Origin of the sequence: Vibrio sp. 10N.286.48.C11 (genome assembly GCF_041469805.1) — a bacterium.
Taxonomy (GTDB): Bacteria; Pseudomonadota; Gammaproteobacteria; order Enterobacterales; family Vibrionaceae; genus Vibrio; species Vibrio crassostreae_C.
This window is the reverse complement of sequence record NZ_JBFRLK010000005.1, coordinates 1-16,888: the sequence shown is the minus strand read 5'-3', so window position 1 is coordinate 16,888 and position 16,888 is coordinate 1. Positions and strand designations below refer to the sequence as shown.

The 16,888-nt window shown below is 43.5% G+C and carries 14 protein-coding genes and 1 tRNA gene; 11 read left to right on the top strand and 4 right to left on the bottom strand.

Annotation, left to right across the window (positions count from 1 at the left end; all coding sequences use genetic code 11):
• The first annotated feature begins 4 nt into the window (after nucleotides 1–4).
• From tolA to AB4209_RS01515, 6 genes are all read left to right on the top strand, one after another.
• Nucleotides 5–1,072, top strand: coding sequence for a cell envelope integrity protein TolA (gene tolA / locus AB4209_RS01540; protein WP_372054608.1), 1,068 nt, complete (start codon nucleotides 5–7; stop codon nucleotides 1,070–1,072).
• Nucleotides 1,073–1,084: 12 nt separating this feature from the next.
• Nucleotides 1,085–2,437, top strand: a complete 1,353-nt coding sequence (gene tolB / locus AB4209_RS01535) for a Tol-Pal system beta propeller repeat protein TolB (protein WP_017062070.1) — start codon at nucleotides 1,085–1,087, stop codon at nucleotides 2,435–2,437.
• A 113-nt stretch (nucleotides 2,438–2,550) separates the two neighbouring features.
• Nucleotides 2,551–3,093: a peptidoglycan-associated lipoprotein Pal gene (pal, locus tag AB4209_RS01530; RefSeq protein ID WP_017062069.1), complete on the top strand. Its 543-nt coding sequence runs from the start codon at nucleotides 2,551–2,553 to the stop codon at nucleotides 3,091–3,093.
• 32 nt (nucleotides 3,094–3,125) lie between these two features.
• Nucleotides 3,126–3,908 carry a tol-pal system protein YbgF gene (gene ybgF / locus AB4209_RS01525; protein WP_017062068.1) on the top strand — a complete coding sequence of 261 codons (783 nt, stop codon included), beginning with the start codon at nucleotides 3,126–3,128 and terminating at the stop codon, nucleotides 3,906–3,908.
• A gap of 209 nt (nucleotides 3,909–4,117) precedes the next feature.
• A complete protein-coding gene (gene nadA, locus AB4209_RS01520) occupies nucleotides 4,118–5,179 on the top strand; it encodes a quinolinate synthase NadA (protein WP_048664691.1) in 1,062 nt (353 codons plus the stop codon).
• Between the two features lie 175 nt (nucleotides 5,180–5,354).
• Nucleotides 5,355–6,386, top strand: a complete 1,032-nt coding sequence (locus AB4209_RS01515) for a potassium channel family protein (RefSeq protein WP_017063519.1) — start codon at nucleotides 5,355–5,357, stop codon at nucleotides 6,384–6,386.
• Nucleotides 6,387–6,461: 75 nt separating this feature from the next.
• On the opposite strand, the gene AB4209_RS01510 is transcribed toward AB4209_RS01515, so the two are convergent.
• Complete coding sequence (locus AB4209_RS01510) at nucleotides 6,462–7,031, bottom strand: UPF0149 family protein (protein WP_017062064.1); 570 nt, start codon at nucleotides 7,029–7,031, stop codon at nucleotides 6,462–6,464.
• A gap of 171 nt (nucleotides 7,032–7,202) precedes the next feature.
• Between AB4209_RS01510 and AB4209_RS01505 the strand changes: the two genes are divergently transcribed.
• The 5 genes from AB4209_RS01505 to AB4209_RS01485 all read left to right on the top strand — a co-directional run bounded on the left by AB4209_RS01505 (nucleotide 7,203) and on the right by AB4209_RS01485 (nucleotide 13,270).
• Entirely contained in the window at nucleotides 7,203–9,656 is a 2,454-nt protein-coding gene (locus AB4209_RS01505; protein WP_372054605.1) for an ATP-binding protein, read from the top strand.
• 248 nt (nucleotides 9,657–9,904) lie between these two features.
• Nucleotides 9,905–10,354 (top strand): L-alanine exporter AlaE, encoded by a 450-nt coding sequence (locus AB4209_RS01500; protein ID WP_017062062.1) that lies wholly within the window; start codon nucleotides 9,905–9,907, stop codon nucleotides 10,352–10,354.
• Nucleotides 10,355–10,534: 180 nt separating this feature from the next.
• Nucleotides 10,535–10,625 (top strand) — tRNA-Ser (locus tag AB4209_RS01495).
• Nucleotides 10,626–10,879: 254 nt separating this feature from the next.
• Complete coding sequence (gltS, locus tag AB4209_RS01490) at nucleotides 10,880–12,094, top strand: sodium/glutamate symporter (protein ID WP_017062061.1); 1,215 nt, start codon at nucleotides 10,880–10,882, stop codon at nucleotides 12,092–12,094.
• 249 nt (nucleotides 12,095–12,343) lie between these two features.
• Nucleotides 12,344–13,270, top strand: coding sequence for a LysR family transcriptional regulator (locus AB4209_RS01485; protein ID WP_372054603.1), 927 nt, complete (start codon nucleotides 12,344–12,346; stop codon nucleotides 13,268–13,270).
• A gap of 132 nt (nucleotides 13,271–13,402) precedes the next feature.
• Here the strand turns inward: AB4209_RS01485 and bcsG are convergent, their stop codons facing one another.
• The 3 genes from bcsG to bcsE are packed head-to-tail and all read right to left on the bottom strand — an operon-like array spanning nucleotide 13,403 to nucleotide 16,787.
• On the bottom strand, nucleotides 13,403–15,031 hold the full coding sequence (bcsG, locus tag AB4209_RS01480) for a cellulose biosynthesis protein BcsG (protein ID WP_065585142.1): 1,629 nt from the start codon (nucleotides 15,029–15,031) through the stop codon (nucleotides 13,403–13,405).
• The gene (locus tag AB4209_RS01475; protein ID WP_170791835.1) at nucleotides 15,031–15,207 is read right to left on the bottom strand and encodes a hypothetical protein; all 177 of its coding nucleotides are present in this window, start codon (nucleotides 15,205–15,207) and stop codon (nucleotides 15,031–15,033) included. The genes bcsG and AB4209_RS01475 overlap by 1 nt, the downstream gene beginning before the upstream one ends.
• On the bottom strand, nucleotides 15,204–16,787 hold the full coding sequence (gene bcsE / locus AB4209_RS01470) for a cellulose biosynthesis protein BcsE (RefSeq protein WP_372054600.1): 1,584 nt from the start codon (nucleotides 16,785–16,787) through the stop codon (nucleotides 15,204–15,206). The genes AB4209_RS01475 and bcsE overlap by 4 nt, the downstream gene beginning before the upstream one ends.
• Nucleotides 16,788–16,888: the final 101 nt, after the last annotated feature.

Genomic DNA, 16,888 nt, shown 5'->3' with positions numbered 1-16,888 from the left:
ATTCATGAAAGCGAATAATAAAAAATCCAATAATTTCAGATCACCGCTTCTTATTTCTCTTGGGCTGCACGTCATTTTATTCGTTGCGCTCATTTGGGGGGCGGATTTCACGATGTCAGAGCCAAAGCCTACAGGGCAGATGGTTCAAGCAGTGGTGATTGATCCTCAGTTGGTTCGCCAGCAAGCTCAACAGATTCGTCAACAAAGAGAAGCGGCAAGCAAGAAAGAGCAAGAGCGTCTTGACAAACTAAGACGTGAAAGCGAACGACTTGAAAAGAATCGTAAAGCTGAAGAAGAAAATATTCGCAAGCTAAAAGAACAGCAAGCGAAAGAAGCTAAAGCAACTCGTGAAGCTGAAAAGCGTCGAGTTGAGAAAGAGAAACAACGCAAAGCTGAAGAGGCTCGTTTAAAGCAAGAGCAAAAGAAAGCCGCTAAAGCCGAAGCTGACCGTAAGCTAAAAGAAGCTGCGTTAGTGAAAGCCGAGAACGAGCGTAAAGCCAAAGAAGCGGCAATCGCAAAAGCTGAACAAGAACGCGTGGCAAAAGAAAAAGCAGCGAAAGAGGCAGCAGACAAAGCTCGTAAAGAGAAAGAAGCCGCTGAACTCGCGGAAAAGCAACGCATAGCGAAAGAGAAAGAAGCGGCAGCCGCAGCAGAGAAAGCCCGTAAGGCAAAAGAAGCTGCAGCAAAAGCAGAAAAAGAGCGTAAACAACAAGAAGCCGCATTGAACGATATCTTTGCTGGGCTTGAAACGGAAGCGACTCAAAACTCTTCAGCAAGACAACAATTTATCACTGATGAAGCGCAACGTTACGGGGCTATCTATACCCAACTGATTCAACAGAACCTGTTGTTAGAAGACAGCTATCGAGGACGCTCATGTCGAGTGAACCTTAAGCTGATTCCAACGGGCTCTAACGCGATATTGGGTAGTTTGAGTATCTTAGATGGCGATAGCCGTTTATGTGCAGCAACCAAGCGTGCGGTGGCACAAGTACAATCTTACCCGTTGCCTAAAGACCCAGACATTGTGAACTCACTGAAAGACATTAACTTAACTGTATCACCAGAGTAAAAGGACGAACTTGTGTTAAAGAAACTATTACTGAGTTTTGTTTTCTTAATAGCTACAAGCAGCCAGTTTGCACATGCAGCGCTGGAGCTGGTTATTACAGACGGTATTAACTCTGCAAGACCTATAGCTATTGTACCTTTCCGTTGGGAAGGCTCAGAGCCATTGCCACACGATGTATCAGCGGTTATCGCTTCTGACTTACAGCGCAGTGGTAAATTCAGCCCAGTTGCGACAAGCAAAATGCCTCAAACGCCTTACAGCGAAACTGAGGTTAACTTTGATGCTTGGACTAACCTAGGTGTTGACTCATTGCTTACCGGTAGTATCACTAAAAATGCCGAAGGGCAGTATGTGGTGAATTACCAATTGATCGACATTGTTCGTGGTCAACTGACCAAAGGACAAAGTCGTGCGCTGAGTGATGAAGGCCAATTAGTGCTTTCTAAAGATCACGTTCTATTCAATAAGAAGGCTACGGTTCCTGGTAATCGCTTGAGAGAGTACGCACACCGTATCTCAGACCTAGTGTATGAAGAGCTAACTGGTGAGAAAGGCGCGTTCTTAACTCGTATCTCTTACGTGGTAGTGAACGATAAAGACAAGTACCCGTATCAACTTCGTGTTGCTGACTACGATGGCTTTAACGAGCGTTTAGTACTTCGTTCTAAGCAGCCTCTCATGTCTCCAGCATGGTCACCAGACGGCAAAAAGCTAGCTTATGTGAGCTTCCAGAATGGCCAAGCTGAAATATTCATCATGAATATTTACACGGGTGAACGTGAGAAAGTGACGTCATACCCTCGTCACAATGGTGCGCCAAGATTCTCGCCAGATGGTAAAACATTGGCATTGGTATTGTCGAAAACGGGCAGCCTTCAGGTGTACACACTTGACCTTGCTAGCCGTAAGCTGACTCAAATTACCCGCGGCCGTTCGAATAATACTGAACCATTCTGGCACCCAGATGGCAAGTCTCTTATTTTCACATCGGATCGTGGTGGTAAACCACAGATTTATAATGTAAATTTGTCCAATAATTCGACTTCTCGTATTACTTGGCAAGGTAGCCAAAACTTAGGTGGCCAGATCACTCCTGATGGTCGATTCATGATCATGGTGAATCGCAGCAACTCAGGTTTTAACTTGGCTAAGCAAGATTTGGAAACCGGTGCGGTTCAGGTACTAACAAAAACATTGTTAGATGAGTCTCCAAGTATTGCACCGAATGGAGGTATGGTTATCTATAGCTCTATTTACAACAAAACAAATGTACTATCGATGGTTTCTATCGATGGACGTTTTAAAGCTAGATTACCGGCAACTAACGGACGCGTAAGAGCGCCTGCATGGTCACCGTTCCTCTAGGGAAAATTACATATTCTTTTAGCTATTGATAGTGTTAACTATTGTGGCATTTAACTATCTATAGCACTCTTAGTCGCTGTAGAAACTAAGTTTGATAACGTAAGGAAAAAAAGATGCAACTTAACAAAGTTCTTAAAGGCTTGATGATTGCACTACCAGTGATGGCAGTAACGGCATGTAGCTCAACTGATGAAGCAACATCTGCAACATCTGGTACTGAAAGCAACCAAACAACTTCAGGTTCAGAAGGCAATGTAGACACAACTGTTGTAACGCCAATTGACGCTAACGGTCAACTGTCTGAGCAAGAGCTTAAAGAGCAAGCGCTACGTGAAACTCAAACAATCTACTTCGCATTCGATAACTCTACTATCGCTGGCGATTACGAAGAAATGCTAGCAGCTCACGCAGCATACCTAGTTAAGAACGTTGACATGAACGTTACTATCGAAGGTCACGCTGATGAGCGCGGTACTCCTGAGTACAACATCGCACTTGGCGAGCGTCGTGCACAAGCTGTAGCGAAATACCTACAAGCTCTAGGTGTTCAAGCTGACCAAATCTCTATCGTAAGCTACGGTGAAGAGAAGCCACTTCTTCTAGGTCAATCTGAAGATGTGTACGCTAAAAACCGTCGCGCAGTACTAGTTTACTAATTTTAGTAGACTATATAATTGAGGATTGCCTCATGTTCAGTAACACAAAGCGAGTCATTTTGCTTTCGTTACTGGCAAGTGCAGCGAACACCGCGTTCGCTGCACCAGCTCCAGTATCCGATCTCAATAGCACCGCAACCAATTCATCATCTTCCTCTCGATCAGCATCTAACGAATCAGATATTGAGCGTTTAGAGCGCCTGCTTCAAAATCGCAATCTCGTTCAGCTTCAAATGCAACAGCAAATCGACGACATGGCACTGGAGATCAGTGAACTTCGTGGTGATCTGGAACGAAACAGCTACGATATGAAGCAAATGCTAGAGCGTCAGCGTGAACTGTTCATTGAACTGGATCGCGTAAGAGGCGAGGTGAAAGCAGCAGGAACAGCAACGGTAGCAGTGGCGGCGAGCGAAGGCTCTAAAGACGCTTCTGGTACGTTCAGTACTGATGTGGATGAGCAAACTGCTTATCAAAATGCTGTAGATATGATTCTAAAGCAACGAGACTACACGGGTGCTATCGCTGCATTCCAAAAGTTTCAAAAAGACTTCCCAGATTCTACCTTCACACCTAACTCACATTACTGGTTAGGTCAGCTTTATTTCGCTAAGAAGCAAGATAAAGAAGCCGTGAAGAGCTTCGCTGCTGTTGTGTCGTACAAAGACTCAAACAAGCGAGCAGATGCACTGGTTAAGCTTGGTGACATAGCAGCGCGCAACAACAACGCGACGCAAGCTAAGAAATATTACCAACAAGTCGTAACCGAGCACCCAAACAGTGCTTCGGCTAAAGTGGCCAAAACCCACTTATAACCAAAATAGGGGTGCTTAGGCGCCTCTTTTTTATACCTGTTCACTTCCGTTTAGTGTTTACTTCTCTTGCTAGTGATGACAATACATCGCCTTGTTTATGCGTTTTAAGCATTAGCTAGTCACCGCTTGCAACCAATCCTTTTTGATCCCAATCGCTGTCCTGTGTAGAATACTCGGATTCTCGGAAGAAGTTGCGTAGAGCAAGAGCAATGAGTCATATACTAGATAAAATCGATACAGTTTACCCGTTTCCGCCTAAGCCAGTTCCATTGAGCGACGCTCAGAAACAGGCCCACATCGCAAACATCAAAAAACTACTTCAAGAAAAAGATGCAGTTCTAATTGCACACTACTACACCGATCCTGAAATTCAGGCTCTGGCAGAAGAAACTGGTGGTTTCGTTGGCGATTCATTAGAGATGGCTAAGTTCGGTAACCGTCACTCAGCAAGCACTTTGATCATCGCTGGTGTTCGTTTCATGGGTGAGTCTGCAAAGATTCTTACTCCTGAAAAACGCATTTTAATGCCAACACTTGAAGCTGAATGTTCGCTTGATCTTGGCTGCCCAGCTGACAAATTTACAGAATTTTGTGATGCTCACCCTGACCACACTGTGGTTGTATACGCGAACACCTCTGCGGCTGTTAAAGCTCGTGCAGACTGGGTGGTTACGTCGAGTATCGCTTTAGAGATCGTTGAAAGCCTAGATGCTGAAGGCAAACCCATTATTTGGGGCCCAGACCGTCACCTAGGTTCTTACATCGCAAATCAAACCGGCGCTGACATGTTGCTTTGGCAAGGTGAGTGTATCGTTCATGATGAGTTCTCAGCTGATGCTTTGAAGAAAATGAAATCGGTATACCCAGAAGCGGCTATTTTGGTTCACCCAGAATCACCAGCAAGTGTCGTTGAACTGGCGGATGCTGTAGGTTCAACAAGCCAACTGATCAAGAAAGCAAAAGAGCTTCCTCATCCACAGATGATTGTTGCTACTGACAAAGGTATCTTCTTCAAGATGCAGCAATTGGTTCCTGAAAAAGAACTGATTGAAGCGCCAACGGCTGGTGCTGGTGCAACTTGTCGTAGCTGTGCACACTGCCCTTGGATGGCAATGAACGGCCTTGAAGCGATTGAAAATGCGCTTGAGAATGGTGGTGAGCAACACGAGATCTTCGTTTCTGACGAGCTACGTGTAAAGTCTCTTGTCCCATTGAACCGCATGCTAGATTTTGCAGAGCAGTTAAATGTGCAGGTAAAAGGTAACGCGTAAGCCGTTCTTTTATCTAACCAATAAAAAAACCAGCCAATAGTGCTGGTTTTTTTGTATCTGCGTATAGGCCGCCAATATCAATCTTGTGGTCATGTATCTTTTTCTGATGATACATCTTGTTGATATCGCGTATTTTTTCTAGCATGTAAGTAAGAGGAAAAGATTAGAGGCTCGAATGATAATCTGGTTACAACTCAAACGCTGGATCAAAGCAAACATCTTTGTTTTGAATGGCAAAAACTTACTGTTCACTTTTCTTGGCTACATCGCTTTATCGTGGTCGATGCTGTATTTGGCGGGTGAAACAGATTTAACCAGTTCGGTTACCGTATTCGCTTACTACTTGGTGGTGACGGCTTCTACGGTTGGTTATGGTGATTTATCACCGACCACGGTAGCGGGGCAGTGGATCGTTATTCTATTTGTGATTCCAGGCGGGTTGAGCCTTTTTGCCGCGTTGCTCGGTAAAGTGGCGACAGAAGGTGTTGAATATTGGCGAGCGGGCTTGCTAGGAAAAAGGAGAGTTAGAGTGGACAACCACATTTTGATGTTGGGGTGGAATGAGCAAAGAACCATTCATCTCATCCGCATGCTACAACACGAAGAAACGGGTAAACGACCAATCGTGCTATGTACGCGTTCAGATATCGAGAACCCGTTACCCGGTGAAATCAATTTCGTCAAAGTAAACAGCTACACCGATGGCAAAGAGATGGAGAAAACGGGCATTGAGTCTGCAAGTTGCATCCTGATTGATAACCCAGAAGACGACATTACGTTATCTGCGGCGCTTTACTGTGCCAACCGAAACCCTAAAGCGCACCTTCTTGTTTACTTTAAAGATGAAGCGCTGAGCGATTTGTTACACAAGCATTGCCCTAACTCAGAATGTATTCCAGCGGTGGGTGCTGAGATGCTAGCAAAGGCTGCGGTAGACCCAGGTTCCAGTGCGCTTCACCAAGAATTATTGAGCTCAACAAGAGGCATGACACAGTATTCAACGTATTTCCCTGAAGACGCTGAGTCTGTCACCGTCGCGCCTATTTTCTCAGTGTTTAAAGAGAAGTATCAAGCAACTCTGATCGCCATTGATACGGGGAGCGGTATTGAACTCAACCCAGAGTTAGATCAAGTGGTCAGCAGTGGCACTAAGCTGTTTTATATTGCTGATGAGCGAATTGATGACTTCGATTGGAAAGGCTTCTAAAGCGACTATTTTATTTCGTCTGAAAACTAAAAAAGGCCTCATAATGAGGCCTTTTGGCTTGTATAAAGCTAACTGTTATTGAGCTTCAGCCAGTGCAATGCCACGCTGCGTTAGTCCGCAAAGCATCACAGGAACAGCGTTAAAGATCTCTTCGAACTGCTCTAGGCCTTCGATGCCTTGCTCTGCAAGCGTAGCAATTGACGTTTCTGGATCGTAAAGCATGCTCAGTGACAGCAGGACACCGCCAACGAGTGCGTTATCTTCGCTCTCTTCAGGCATTAGTGTTTCCCAATCGTCGCGAGCAATCTGCCAGCCTTGAAGTAAGCCTTCACAAAAATCACGAGCGGCAGTGTTCACCACTTCTTCGTCGTCTAATTGACAAGCTTCAGGCCAAACCCAAGTCCCTTCAATCAGTTCAGGGCGGGTTTTATTCCAAAGCTCGATGATAACTTCAATGTAGCTTTCTAGCTGTTCACCATCCGTAAAAGGTGCGACTTCTTCGCCACCCCATAAGAACGGTAGCCACTCATGCGGGGTTAACACATTCGGTGCCGCTGCCATTGCAGTGACAAAGCCCATTGTTTTGTGTTCTGTGATTAGCTTTCCTTCCAACTCTGGAAGCGCAAGAATATCTTGTAAAGTCAAAGTGAGGTACCGTAAAAGGGAACATATTTGCGCTTATAGTACCAATGAACTTGTGCCAATCAAGCTTCAATCTAAAAAGGCTTGATGTCATGGATGATAAACACTAGGTTTAACAGAAAAGAAAACAATAAAAGAATTATGCAGATACGGTCGTCTTTAAAGAAAAAAAGCATGGTAGCGCTTGGATTATACCTTGCGATGTTTATTGCCATTGTCGGTAGTGTGACGTATTACGTCGTAGAATCCCCTGTGCGCGCCAAATTACAACAAAATCTCGACTTGCGTACGCAATTGTTATCCGCATTGATTACAGAGCCACTCAGCAGCTCTCAAGGCTTTGTAGACAGTCTCGTTGGGTTTGCTCAAGCACATCGCAATGGTGATGATGTTATTCCGCTCTTTAAGTCCATGTTGGCGGCGAGCGACGATACAATTGTCAGTGCCGGTATTTGGCCTGAACCTTATGCGCTCGATTCTAAAAAGCTTCTCAACAGTTACTTTTTTAATAAAGCCGACGATGGAAGAATCGATCAGATATATTCTTACAACAACCCCAAAAATGCCCCTTATCAAGAAGAGTATTGGTACACCTCTGTCGTCAACAAAAAACAAGGAACGATCTCTTGGAGCGATGTGTATATCGACCCATACACACACGTTCGAATGATTACGGCGTCTTCCCCTTATTATTACGACGGTACTTTTGCCGGTGTTGCCACGGTGGATCTCTCGCTCGAAGAGCTGCTTGGTTTTATCAAGAACCACGCCGAAGAATACAACCTTGGCATTACGCTCAGAGATAAGCTTAACCAAGTGTTGGTTTCGCATAACTTTAATCTCGTTGAAGGCATTTACATCAGTAGCAATCAATTTGGTGATTTCGGCTGGCAAGTGGATGTGGTGAACTCCAAATCACGAGTAGAAGACGAAGTGTTTCGTCAGGTGATGAGCATTGAAGGCGGTATTGTTCCGCTATTGCTACTTTGTGTCATGGCGGGGTATTACTTATTGAACCGTTATTTGATTAGTCCAATCACAAGGATTGCAGCACAGGTTGATAGCTCGAAAGCCGGCGAAATCATTGATGTGGATTACTCGAGTGATGACGAAATCGGCCATTTGATTAAAACCTTCAACGAAAAGACCATTTATCTCGAAGCGGAAAAGGTTAAAGCTCAGGCATCCACCAATGCAAAAACCGCTTTCCTTGCGACCTTGTCACATGAAATTCGCACTCCGATGAATGGGGTATTGGGTACCGCTCAAATCCTATTAAAAACGCCTCTAAATTCTGAACAAGAGAAGCATCTTAAGAGCTTGTATGAGTCCGGCGATCATATGATGACTCTACTCAACGAGATCTTAGACTTCTCGAAGATCGAGCAGGGCAGGTTGGATCTTGATGAAACGCGTTTCCCGCTTGATTCGATCATCGGCAGTATTAACAGTGTTTACTACACATTGTCTTCCGAGAAAGGGCTTCAATTCAAAGTGTACTCTGAGGTGACTTCGGGTCGTTGGTACTTCTCAGATAAAGCTCGCCTTCGCCAAATTTTGTTTAATCTATTGAACAACGCGGTGAAGTTCACCTCCAGAGGCTTTGTTGAGGTGTACCTGAAAGAAGTTGTAGAGGGGAGTGACACCTATCTGAGCATTCGAGTTCGTGATACCGGAATTGGTATTTCTAAAGAAGCTCAGAAGCGTATTTTTAAACCGTTTGAACAAGCGGAGTCTTCGACCACAAGGCGTTTTGGCGGTACTGGCCTTGGCCTCGCGATTGTGAAGAAAATTGCCCAGTTGATGGATGGCAGTATTACCGTCACCAGTGAAGAAGGGATAGGCACGAGTTTTGATGTTCGCTTGAAGATTCAGCCATGTCAGCCAGGAGAAATCGAGAGTTTGCCACATAAGAAGTTGGACTACTCTGGCTTAAAGGTACTGATCGTCGAGGACAACCGAACTAACACGGTGATCATTGAAGCCTTCATGAGCAGTAAAGGCTTTACCTGTAAGAGCGTCGAAAACGGTGAACTTGCGATACAAGCCGTGGTTGCTGAGCGCTTTGATTTGGTGCTCATGGATAACCATATGCCTGTGATGGATGGCGTTGAATCAACCACTGCTATTCGTGCTTTGATAGGCGATGTGTCATCGGTATTGGTGTTTGGTTGTACGGCTGATGTCTTTAAAGAGACTCGTGAGCGTATGTTGGGGGCAGGTGTGGATTATATTATTGCTAAGCCGATTGACGAGCGTGAACTGGATGATGCCTTGTTCCGCTATTCAAATAAGCTTTATCAATACCATGAAGTAAAAGCGGATGAGCTCGAAAGCCAAGACGTAAAACCACACGATTCGAAAAGTAAAAGCGAGTCACTGCCTAAACCTGATCTTCGCAACAAAGATAACACTGAAGAGCTGTTAGTGACGTTGTATGTGGCGCTAGAAGACAACAACCTAGAACTGATTCAATTTGCACTAGAGAGCCTACGTGTCCACGTTGAAGCTATGAACAACGCGGAACTTACTGAACAAGTCGATAAAGCGTTAGAGCAGGTTGCTTTAGGATCACCACCTACACAAGATGTCATTAATATCATTACTGTAAATCTACCTATGGCTTAAATGTTGTTTAATTACGGTAAGTAAATGACGAACTGTCCAATATTTGACCTTGGTTGGATTTTTTGGTGAAAGTGACTGCTTTTAAAGTGGTTTTTGGTTGTTAATTTACAACTTGATTTTTAATTTGGAGTGTATGACTACTAATCTTGTGATTTAATAGCGATATTATCTGGTGAGGTGCAAATGTGCCTTGTTTATATGTTACTAAATCACTAATTAAGCAGTGATATATTTTAGGTTTGTCGTCAATGAAGTCTCGTGGTCCATTTTGTATTCGAAACGCAGCTGCGGATACATTTGCTATGGTCGTTTTCTGTTTTATTTCTGGCATGATCGTAGAAGTGTTTATTTCTGGTATGACGTTTGAGCAATCTCTTGCTTCTCGAACGTTATCTATTCCTGTAAACATTGCTATCGCTTGGCCTTATGGCGTTTTTCGTGATTGGTTCTTACGCAATGGTGCAAAACTTTCAGAAAGCTCATTGATGAAAAACTTGTCTGATTTGATGGCATACGTGTTATTCCAGTCTCCAGTATATGCGGGTATTTTGTTGGCAGTGGGTGCTTCAGGCGACCAGATCGTTACGGCTGTCACCAGTAATGCAGTTATCTCGTGCGGTATGGGCGTACTTTACGGCTACTTCCTCGATATGTGTCGTAAATGGTTTCGAGTTCCTGGCTACTATCAACAAGCTTAAGAAAAGCAACAAGCGTAAGTGCAGCGAAAGAATGAAATTTGGTTTGTTTTTGATCTAATGAGTTAATTTGTAATCGAACAAACCGAAAAAGGCACTTTTTTTGAGAATGCCCCTTGACCAAAGCAAGCAGAATCAATAAAGTAGCGCCTCGTTGAGTGACATGCTCAACACACAATTTGTGGAAGGATGGCTGAGTGGCTTAAGGCGCTCGCCTGGAAAGCGAGTATACGTTTATAGCGTATCTGGGGTTCAAATCCCCATCCTTCCACCACTATTCAAAACCCTAGCAGAAATGCTGGGGTTTTCTCGTTTTAGAGCCTCTATATCCCACCTCATCTGTATACCTCCCTAATATCCGTTCCTTTAATCATTGCTTTATAGTTATAATCTCTATTAATACCGTCGCAGAATTAACCATATTAGATGTTTTTATCATCGATAATCGCTTGATTTTTTGGCCTGAATCTAGATTATTAATAGTACGCAATATTATGAATAATCTAACTATTAGGAATCCATAACCTCATGACAGAAACCCTAGTTTCTCCAATGCTCTCTTTTACGATCGCGATTTCATTACTGTTTATCGGTAAAGGTTTGATCGAGCGATCTGAAGTATTAAGAAAGTATTCACTGCCAGAGCCTGTGATTGGTGGCTTTGTCTGCGCAGCGACCGTAGCGGCGCTTTACTATATTTTTGAAATCCAAATCACTTTTAGCCTAGATGTCAGAGACTTTTTGCTTCTCTACTTTTTTGCTGGCATCGGGCTCCAAGCGGATATTAAAACACTGATTAAAGGCGGGCGACCGTTGTTCATCCTACTGTGTCTTGCTGCCATTTTTATCGTGTTGCAAAACGTAGTCGGAATGGCAGTCGCTTCTGGCTTTGGAATGGATGCGAAAGCAGGCTTGCTATCTGGGTCTGTTAGCTTGATAGGCGGCGTAGGCACAACGTTAGCTTGGGCGCCAATGTTTGTGGAAGAGTTTGGTATTGCTAACGCGCTCGAACTTGGTGTCGCTTCAAACACGGTTGGTTTAATTGCAGCGTGTGTGATTGGTGGTCCGATTGCGAACTACCTGCTCAATAAACACAAAGTAAGCCCTTCTAATGAAGAAGAGGTTACGGTTGGTGCATTCCAAGAGAGTGAAACAAAAACAGAGCTTAGCCACTACGGCGTTCTGTGGGCGTGGTTGATTCTTAACTTAACACTAATGCTGGGTTACAGCTTGAGTGAAGTTATCGACTCGATGGGCCTAAAACTGCCGTTATTCGTTAGCTGTTTGATCGCAGGTATCCTAATCGGAAACGTTGGTCGCGCACTGTTTAAGAAACGTCGTACACAAGAGAAAATCGCTCAAGGCCGCAAAGGCTTAGCGATGATCTCTGATATTTGTTTAGGCATGTTCTTGACCATGGCATTGATGGGGTTGCGTATCTGGGATCTCGATGGACTGTTTGGCTATATCTCTGTTGTCATGAGTATCCAGATCTTACTTTCGCTGCTGTTTACTGTGTTTGTCGTTTATTACTTGATGGGAAGAAACTACGACTCTGTGGTGATATGTTCAGGCTTTGGTGGTATCACTCTAGGCTCGACCGCAACAGCAATTGTGAACATGACCGCAGTAACTCACCGCTATGGCGCAAGCCCACAAGCGTTCATTGTGGTGCCATTAGTGTGTGGTTTCTTTGTTGATTTGATCAACGCATTGGTGATCAGTTTCTTTGTTGGTCTGTAGTGAAGTGACCGGTTATTGACTGCTTGAGGTTTACATCGGGATAATGACCACAAAGGCGATGACGAAAGTTGTCGCCTTTGTGTTATCTACAGCAAAAAATACACGTATATCAACCTTTGATGTAATGCCTTGAAGTGACTCGGTGCACAAGTTAGTAAGCGCAATTCCGATCTCGATAAATTGGGATACGTGTTCGCAGCAAAATTGTGAGACGCTTGATTAGTGTCAGTCGAATCACAAGGAAGTTGAATGCACCACTTTAATATCCGCGCGCTGGAATACCTTAATGCTTTATCGAAATACGGGTCGTTACGTAAGGCATCTAAGATGATGAACGTTGACCCTGCCGCGATGAGTCGAATGCTGACACAGTTAGAAGCGCAAGCGGAAATGAAAGTATGGGAGCGCAACAACCGCCAATCTCTGCTGACTGAGGCGGGGAACGAACTGTTGAACTACTATCGCTCCATTGTTCGTGGAGAGGCGGCAGTGCTTGCTCGACTAACCAAGCTTAAAAACCTCAAGGGCGGTAATGTTAGCATCGCGATTGGAGAAGGATTTATTACTAACTTGGTCTCTAAACCGATGCAAACCTTCATGACTCGTTATCCTGATATCAATCTTTCTATTGAGATCGCAGGGGCATTGGATGCAGTCAAGATGTTGGAAGATCAACAGATAGACTTTGCGATAACCTATGCGTCTGCACCGCACCCTAAACTGCACTCCCACGTTGAACGCAGCCATCCGCTCGAATTGATTGCTCCGAAGGGGCACTTCCTTACGATGAAAGAAGCACCAGTGGTAATGCAAGATATTCAAGACGCTTCTCTCGCCTTGATCGATAACTCGACCGGTATGGGGAGGCTAGTAAAGCAGGCTGAACAAATTTCCCATCTTACCTTGCAGCCAAAACTTCAAACTAACTCAGTCACGGCACTGACTAACTTCGTTTCAGCAGGGTTGGGCGTCACCTTTATGCCTAAGCTCACTGTGATCGATGAGATAAAGTCAGGGCAGATAGAAGTGGTTGCGACCGAGTTGGAGATGCTATCGAAGGCGACGGTTAAGGTTCAATCTTTGAAAGGCCGTGCACTAACGCTACAAGCGGAAACCTTGTTAGATTTCTTACTCGAGAACGCCACTTTCTTGAGTCATGACGCTTACAATCTTTAAGTTGAAGTAGGTTGGTGTGCATTTAGATTAAACAATCTGATAATGGTAGGTATTAAAAAGCCAGTGATTGAAATGCACTGGCTTGTATTTTAATTGTCACAATTTTATGTATTGACAGAGCCTGACTAATGGCTATTTATTTGGGTATTCAATCCAACTAGAGCCATCGAGAGTGATGTAGTACTTTCCATCTACCTCCATCACTGTCGACCCCGAGTTCTGTGCCACTAGAGGTGTTTCTGGCAGATTTTCAGCTAATTTAGCTGGGGTGAATTGGCGGCGACTATAGATATCTTCTTCTAAAATATTGGCAACCAATTGCGAAAGCGCTAGATAGCTTGAAGGTGCTTTAACATGCTCGGTTTCACCATTACGCTCAATATTTTCTCCAAAAATTTTAATGCCAACCGGGGTATGTACAATTGCAGGAGCGGGTATTTCTCTCATACCTTGTATTTGCATTCTATCACCGCGCATACCTGCTCCGTGTTCTGGTACGAGAGCAACGACGATATTGCGTTTCGACGCTTCAAGTTGCTTGAAAAAATCGTAAAGGTCATCAAGTAGGTTCTTCAAACGTTTTTTATAACTGATCATTGAAGTACTGGATTTTGAATTGATGATTCTATTGCCATCATGCAATGATATTGAATTATACAGTGCGACTACTTTTTCGTCGTTGCTATTGAGCCTCTGCTGTATCCAGTTATCTAGGACTTGTTTGTCTCTGAATATCGATGAGCCATCAAATGACTTTTGGTAAGGTTTAAATCCTTCTTGAGACATGAGGTCTGTTTGTAAATCCCCATCCTTCTTAATTAGCTCGAGGAAGCTGTCGAATACACCGTTATGGTTCATTAACAGGTTCTCTTCAAACCCCAGGTTTTTCAAGTTATCAAACAGGTAGCATTGGTTCGATGGCGCTGATGCGAACAGTTGGCTGTGTTCTTGCTGTCCGCAGCTCGCTCTTAAGAGTCGAATAACAGCAGGACCACTGTACGAGGTGCCAGCACTGAAGTTATCGAACATGATGTCGAACTCTTTAAACAATGGATGGTTTGCTAATCCAGCAATCTCTATATCGTCCCATGCAACAGAGCAGATACTTAAGAACAGTAAATCAAACGGTGCACCTGCATTAGTGTCCTGACTAAACGAGACAGAGCGAGACGCTTCTTTTTCGAAAAAGTCGGCTGTCATTTTGTTGAGGGACTGATCGTTTATTTCAGCAATTTGCGGTTGTTCTGGACGTTGCTCTGCAGGAGTATTCTCTTGTGGTAAATCTGAACTAACAACAACTTGAGCAGAAGAGTCGGTATTGTCCGGCAGGCTGACATAAAGCATCGCGATAACGACAAAGACTGAGACGCGCAAAAATTTACTTAGAATGAAATAACCCGCACATAGTGTGAATAAGCCAACGAGAGTTTCGAGTGAAACAAATCTACCCATAAGCTCAATAAGGTATCCGATTTCAAACTGGATCAATTGTCCCGCTTGTGCCCAAAGCCTATCCAGTGGAGGAAGGTAAGAGTCATAATGTAACAGCCAAGCTGCTATCACTATGGCTATTAGGTGGCGAAATGCGTTGATCGGTTTCACTGTCACTGGGAGCAGTATAAATAGTAATAAAGCGAAGTTTTCAACTGGGTGGAAGTCAATTGTCCCTTGAGCGAAAAGGGCTACTTTTGCGATAAAATAGATATTCCACCAACCTAAACTTAGGTTTGCATAAATGGAATCCTTAACATGAGGTTTCATTATTTAAGCTTCTTATTTTTAGTGATAATGACATCTTGTTCGAAATATCGTGAACGAGTGAGATGACGTTGATAAAAGCGTTTACCAAACTCAATAGCATCGCGCAGAAAGTACCCCAGTAGCACCCCGATAGAAATACTGATGCTTGCCGTAAGCAGAAAATCGTTAATGTTCATATGTTTCCCTTAGAGGCGATGACTGTTTTTATAGCGAATAGGGGAGGTATGTCAGCAATGGGTTGAGAAATATCTGAAAATATTTTTTGTTCTGTCGTTAATTTCGATACTTCAGGTGAGATTGCAGTTTGATCTTCAATGATGTGCAGTAGTTCGGCTTCGATATCATGTTGAGTATCATAGGTTTGAACCGTATGGAACAGATCGCGAATAGGAAACTCGAAGATGTTGTTCAGCGCAACATTGATATCGTTATGACGGATAGCACTAAAAAGAACATACAGGGCATTATTACAGGCGGTGACAATATCACCGTCTCGGCGAATATGGCACAGTCGCAAGCATTCCTCTGGGGTCATTCCGGGTAATAGATTAAGCTTTATCAGTGCAAATCGAATGCTTGAGCGTGATGACATTGCAATAACATCGCTACAATAATTGGTGAACTCTTTGTTGAGCAAGTAGCCTTTGTTGCCGAACTTAAGATCATATTTGAGCAGTGATTCAACATTTATAGGTAAGGATCGAGTCGACACCTGGCCTTGTATGGCCTCGACCTGAGTCATAAAGCGCATGTGAGGAACTTGAACTGGACAGATCAAATTGACTCCTGCCCGCAGTAGAAATTTTTCATCTGTATATCGCAGACACTGGTTGGTCTCACGAATAACTATTTTTAACTGATTACCCGCTTTAGCTCGCAACCTGTAACAGTCGATAGCTAGCTGCCTGACTTCACTTTGATCGCCACAACTAAAGATCACGGTTGATGCTCTTGGACTATCAATCATGCTCAATAGTGTTTGATTGTCATTGGCTAAATGCACGCTTTTGGGCGCCTTAACGCCCTCACCTAAAACTTCTTTACTGACATAAATCCGATCGCTGTCCGCTCTGTCTTCAGTAGTGCCTGCAGAGTTTAGGCTCTGATTCAAAGTAGCTTCCAATTGATGGCTGTTTGAGCTCGTTAGAATATATTCACTATCTGACTTAACCCCATGTTTGTTCGACCAAAAATCAACGAGGTAATTATAAGTTGACTCGTCTATTGGTGTCATAGTCGCTAACCCAGCTATATATCGGTTATTCGTCAGCAGTTTAGGTTTTAATATGGATGTTGCAAGGTTCCCATAAATACACAAACTGATGGCTAGGTTTTTGTTAATGGCCAACTTTTCGATGTTTCGTAGAAACTCATTAATTTCATTGTCATTACAATGAGCGAGTAAGGAGTCATGAATAAATAAAACATAAGTAGAACCTGCCTTTACATTCACCCTGTAAATGTCTCTGGATAGCAAAATAGGATTAATTGTTTTCTTTGACTGATGGTTATTAACAAAATACATTTGATCTAGTGATGTATTTGCTAAGTTATTGATCTTTGAGATGACTTCGTCAGTGATACCAGTCAAGAATGTTTCTTTGTCTGTGAAGATTGTAAGTGATGTGTTGTCTTGATTTTTTAGTAAGTTGAATAAGGAATCAATTGCTAGTCGCTTATGAGTAAACAAATTGACGTATACAGATTCATACTCTCTTTCACTGGTGGTCACCGGTAATCCATGAATCGAGTGCATAAAGTTCCTTAAGTTCAGTGGTTTATTTATCAGCTGGTAAGTAGAATATAACGAAGGGAGTTATACTCTAAAGCGGCGTTGTTGATCAAATCAGCTTGAAG

Excerpts from the sequence above, each read along its gene's own strand:
- tolA (WP_372054608.1), top strand. The coding sequence starts at position 5 with ATGAAAGCGAATAATAAAAAATCCAATAATTTCAGATCACCGCTTCTT.
- pal (WP_017062069.1), top strand. The coding sequence starts at position 2,551 with ATGCAACTTAACAAAGTTCTTAAAGGCTTGATGATTGCACTACCAGTG.
- ybgF (WP_017062068.1), top strand. The coding sequence starts at position 3,126 with ATGTTCAGTAACACAAAGCGAGTCATTTTGCTTTCGTTACTGGCAAGT.
- nadA (WP_048664691.1), top strand. The coding sequence starts at position 4,118 with ATGAGTCATATACTAGATAAAATCGATACAGTTTACCCGTTTCCGCCT.
- AB4209_RS01515 (WP_017063519.1), top strand. The coding sequence starts at position 5,355 with ATGATAATCTGGTTACAACTCAAACGCTGGATCAAAGCAAACATCTTT.
- AB4209_RS01505 (WP_372054605.1), top strand. The coding sequence starts at position 7,203 with ATGGTAGCGCTTGGATTATACCTTGCGATGTTTATTGCCATTGTCGGT.
- AB4209_RS01500 (WP_017062062.1), top strand. The coding sequence starts at position 9,905 with ATGAAGTCTCGTGGTCCATTTTGTATTCGAAACGCAGCTGCGGATACA.
- gltS (WP_017062061.1), top strand. The coding sequence starts at position 10,880 with ATGACAGAAACCCTAGTTTCTCCAATGCTCTCTTTTACGATCGCGATT.
- AB4209_RS01485 (WP_372054603.1), top strand. The coding sequence starts at position 12,344 with ATGCACCACTTTAATATCCGCGCGCTGGAATACCTTAATGCTTTATCG.
- bcsG (WP_065585142.1), bottom strand. The coding sequence starts at position 15,031 with ATGAAACCTCATGTTAAGGATTCCATTTATGCAAACCTAAGTTTAGGT.
- AB4209_RS01475 (WP_170791835.1), bottom strand. The coding sequence starts at position 15,207 with ATGAACATTAACGATTTTCTGCTTACGGCAAGCATCAGTATTTCTATC.
- bcsE (WP_372054600.1), bottom strand. The coding sequence starts at position 16,787 with ATGCACTCGATTCATGGATTACCGGTGACCACCAGTGAAAGAGAGTAT.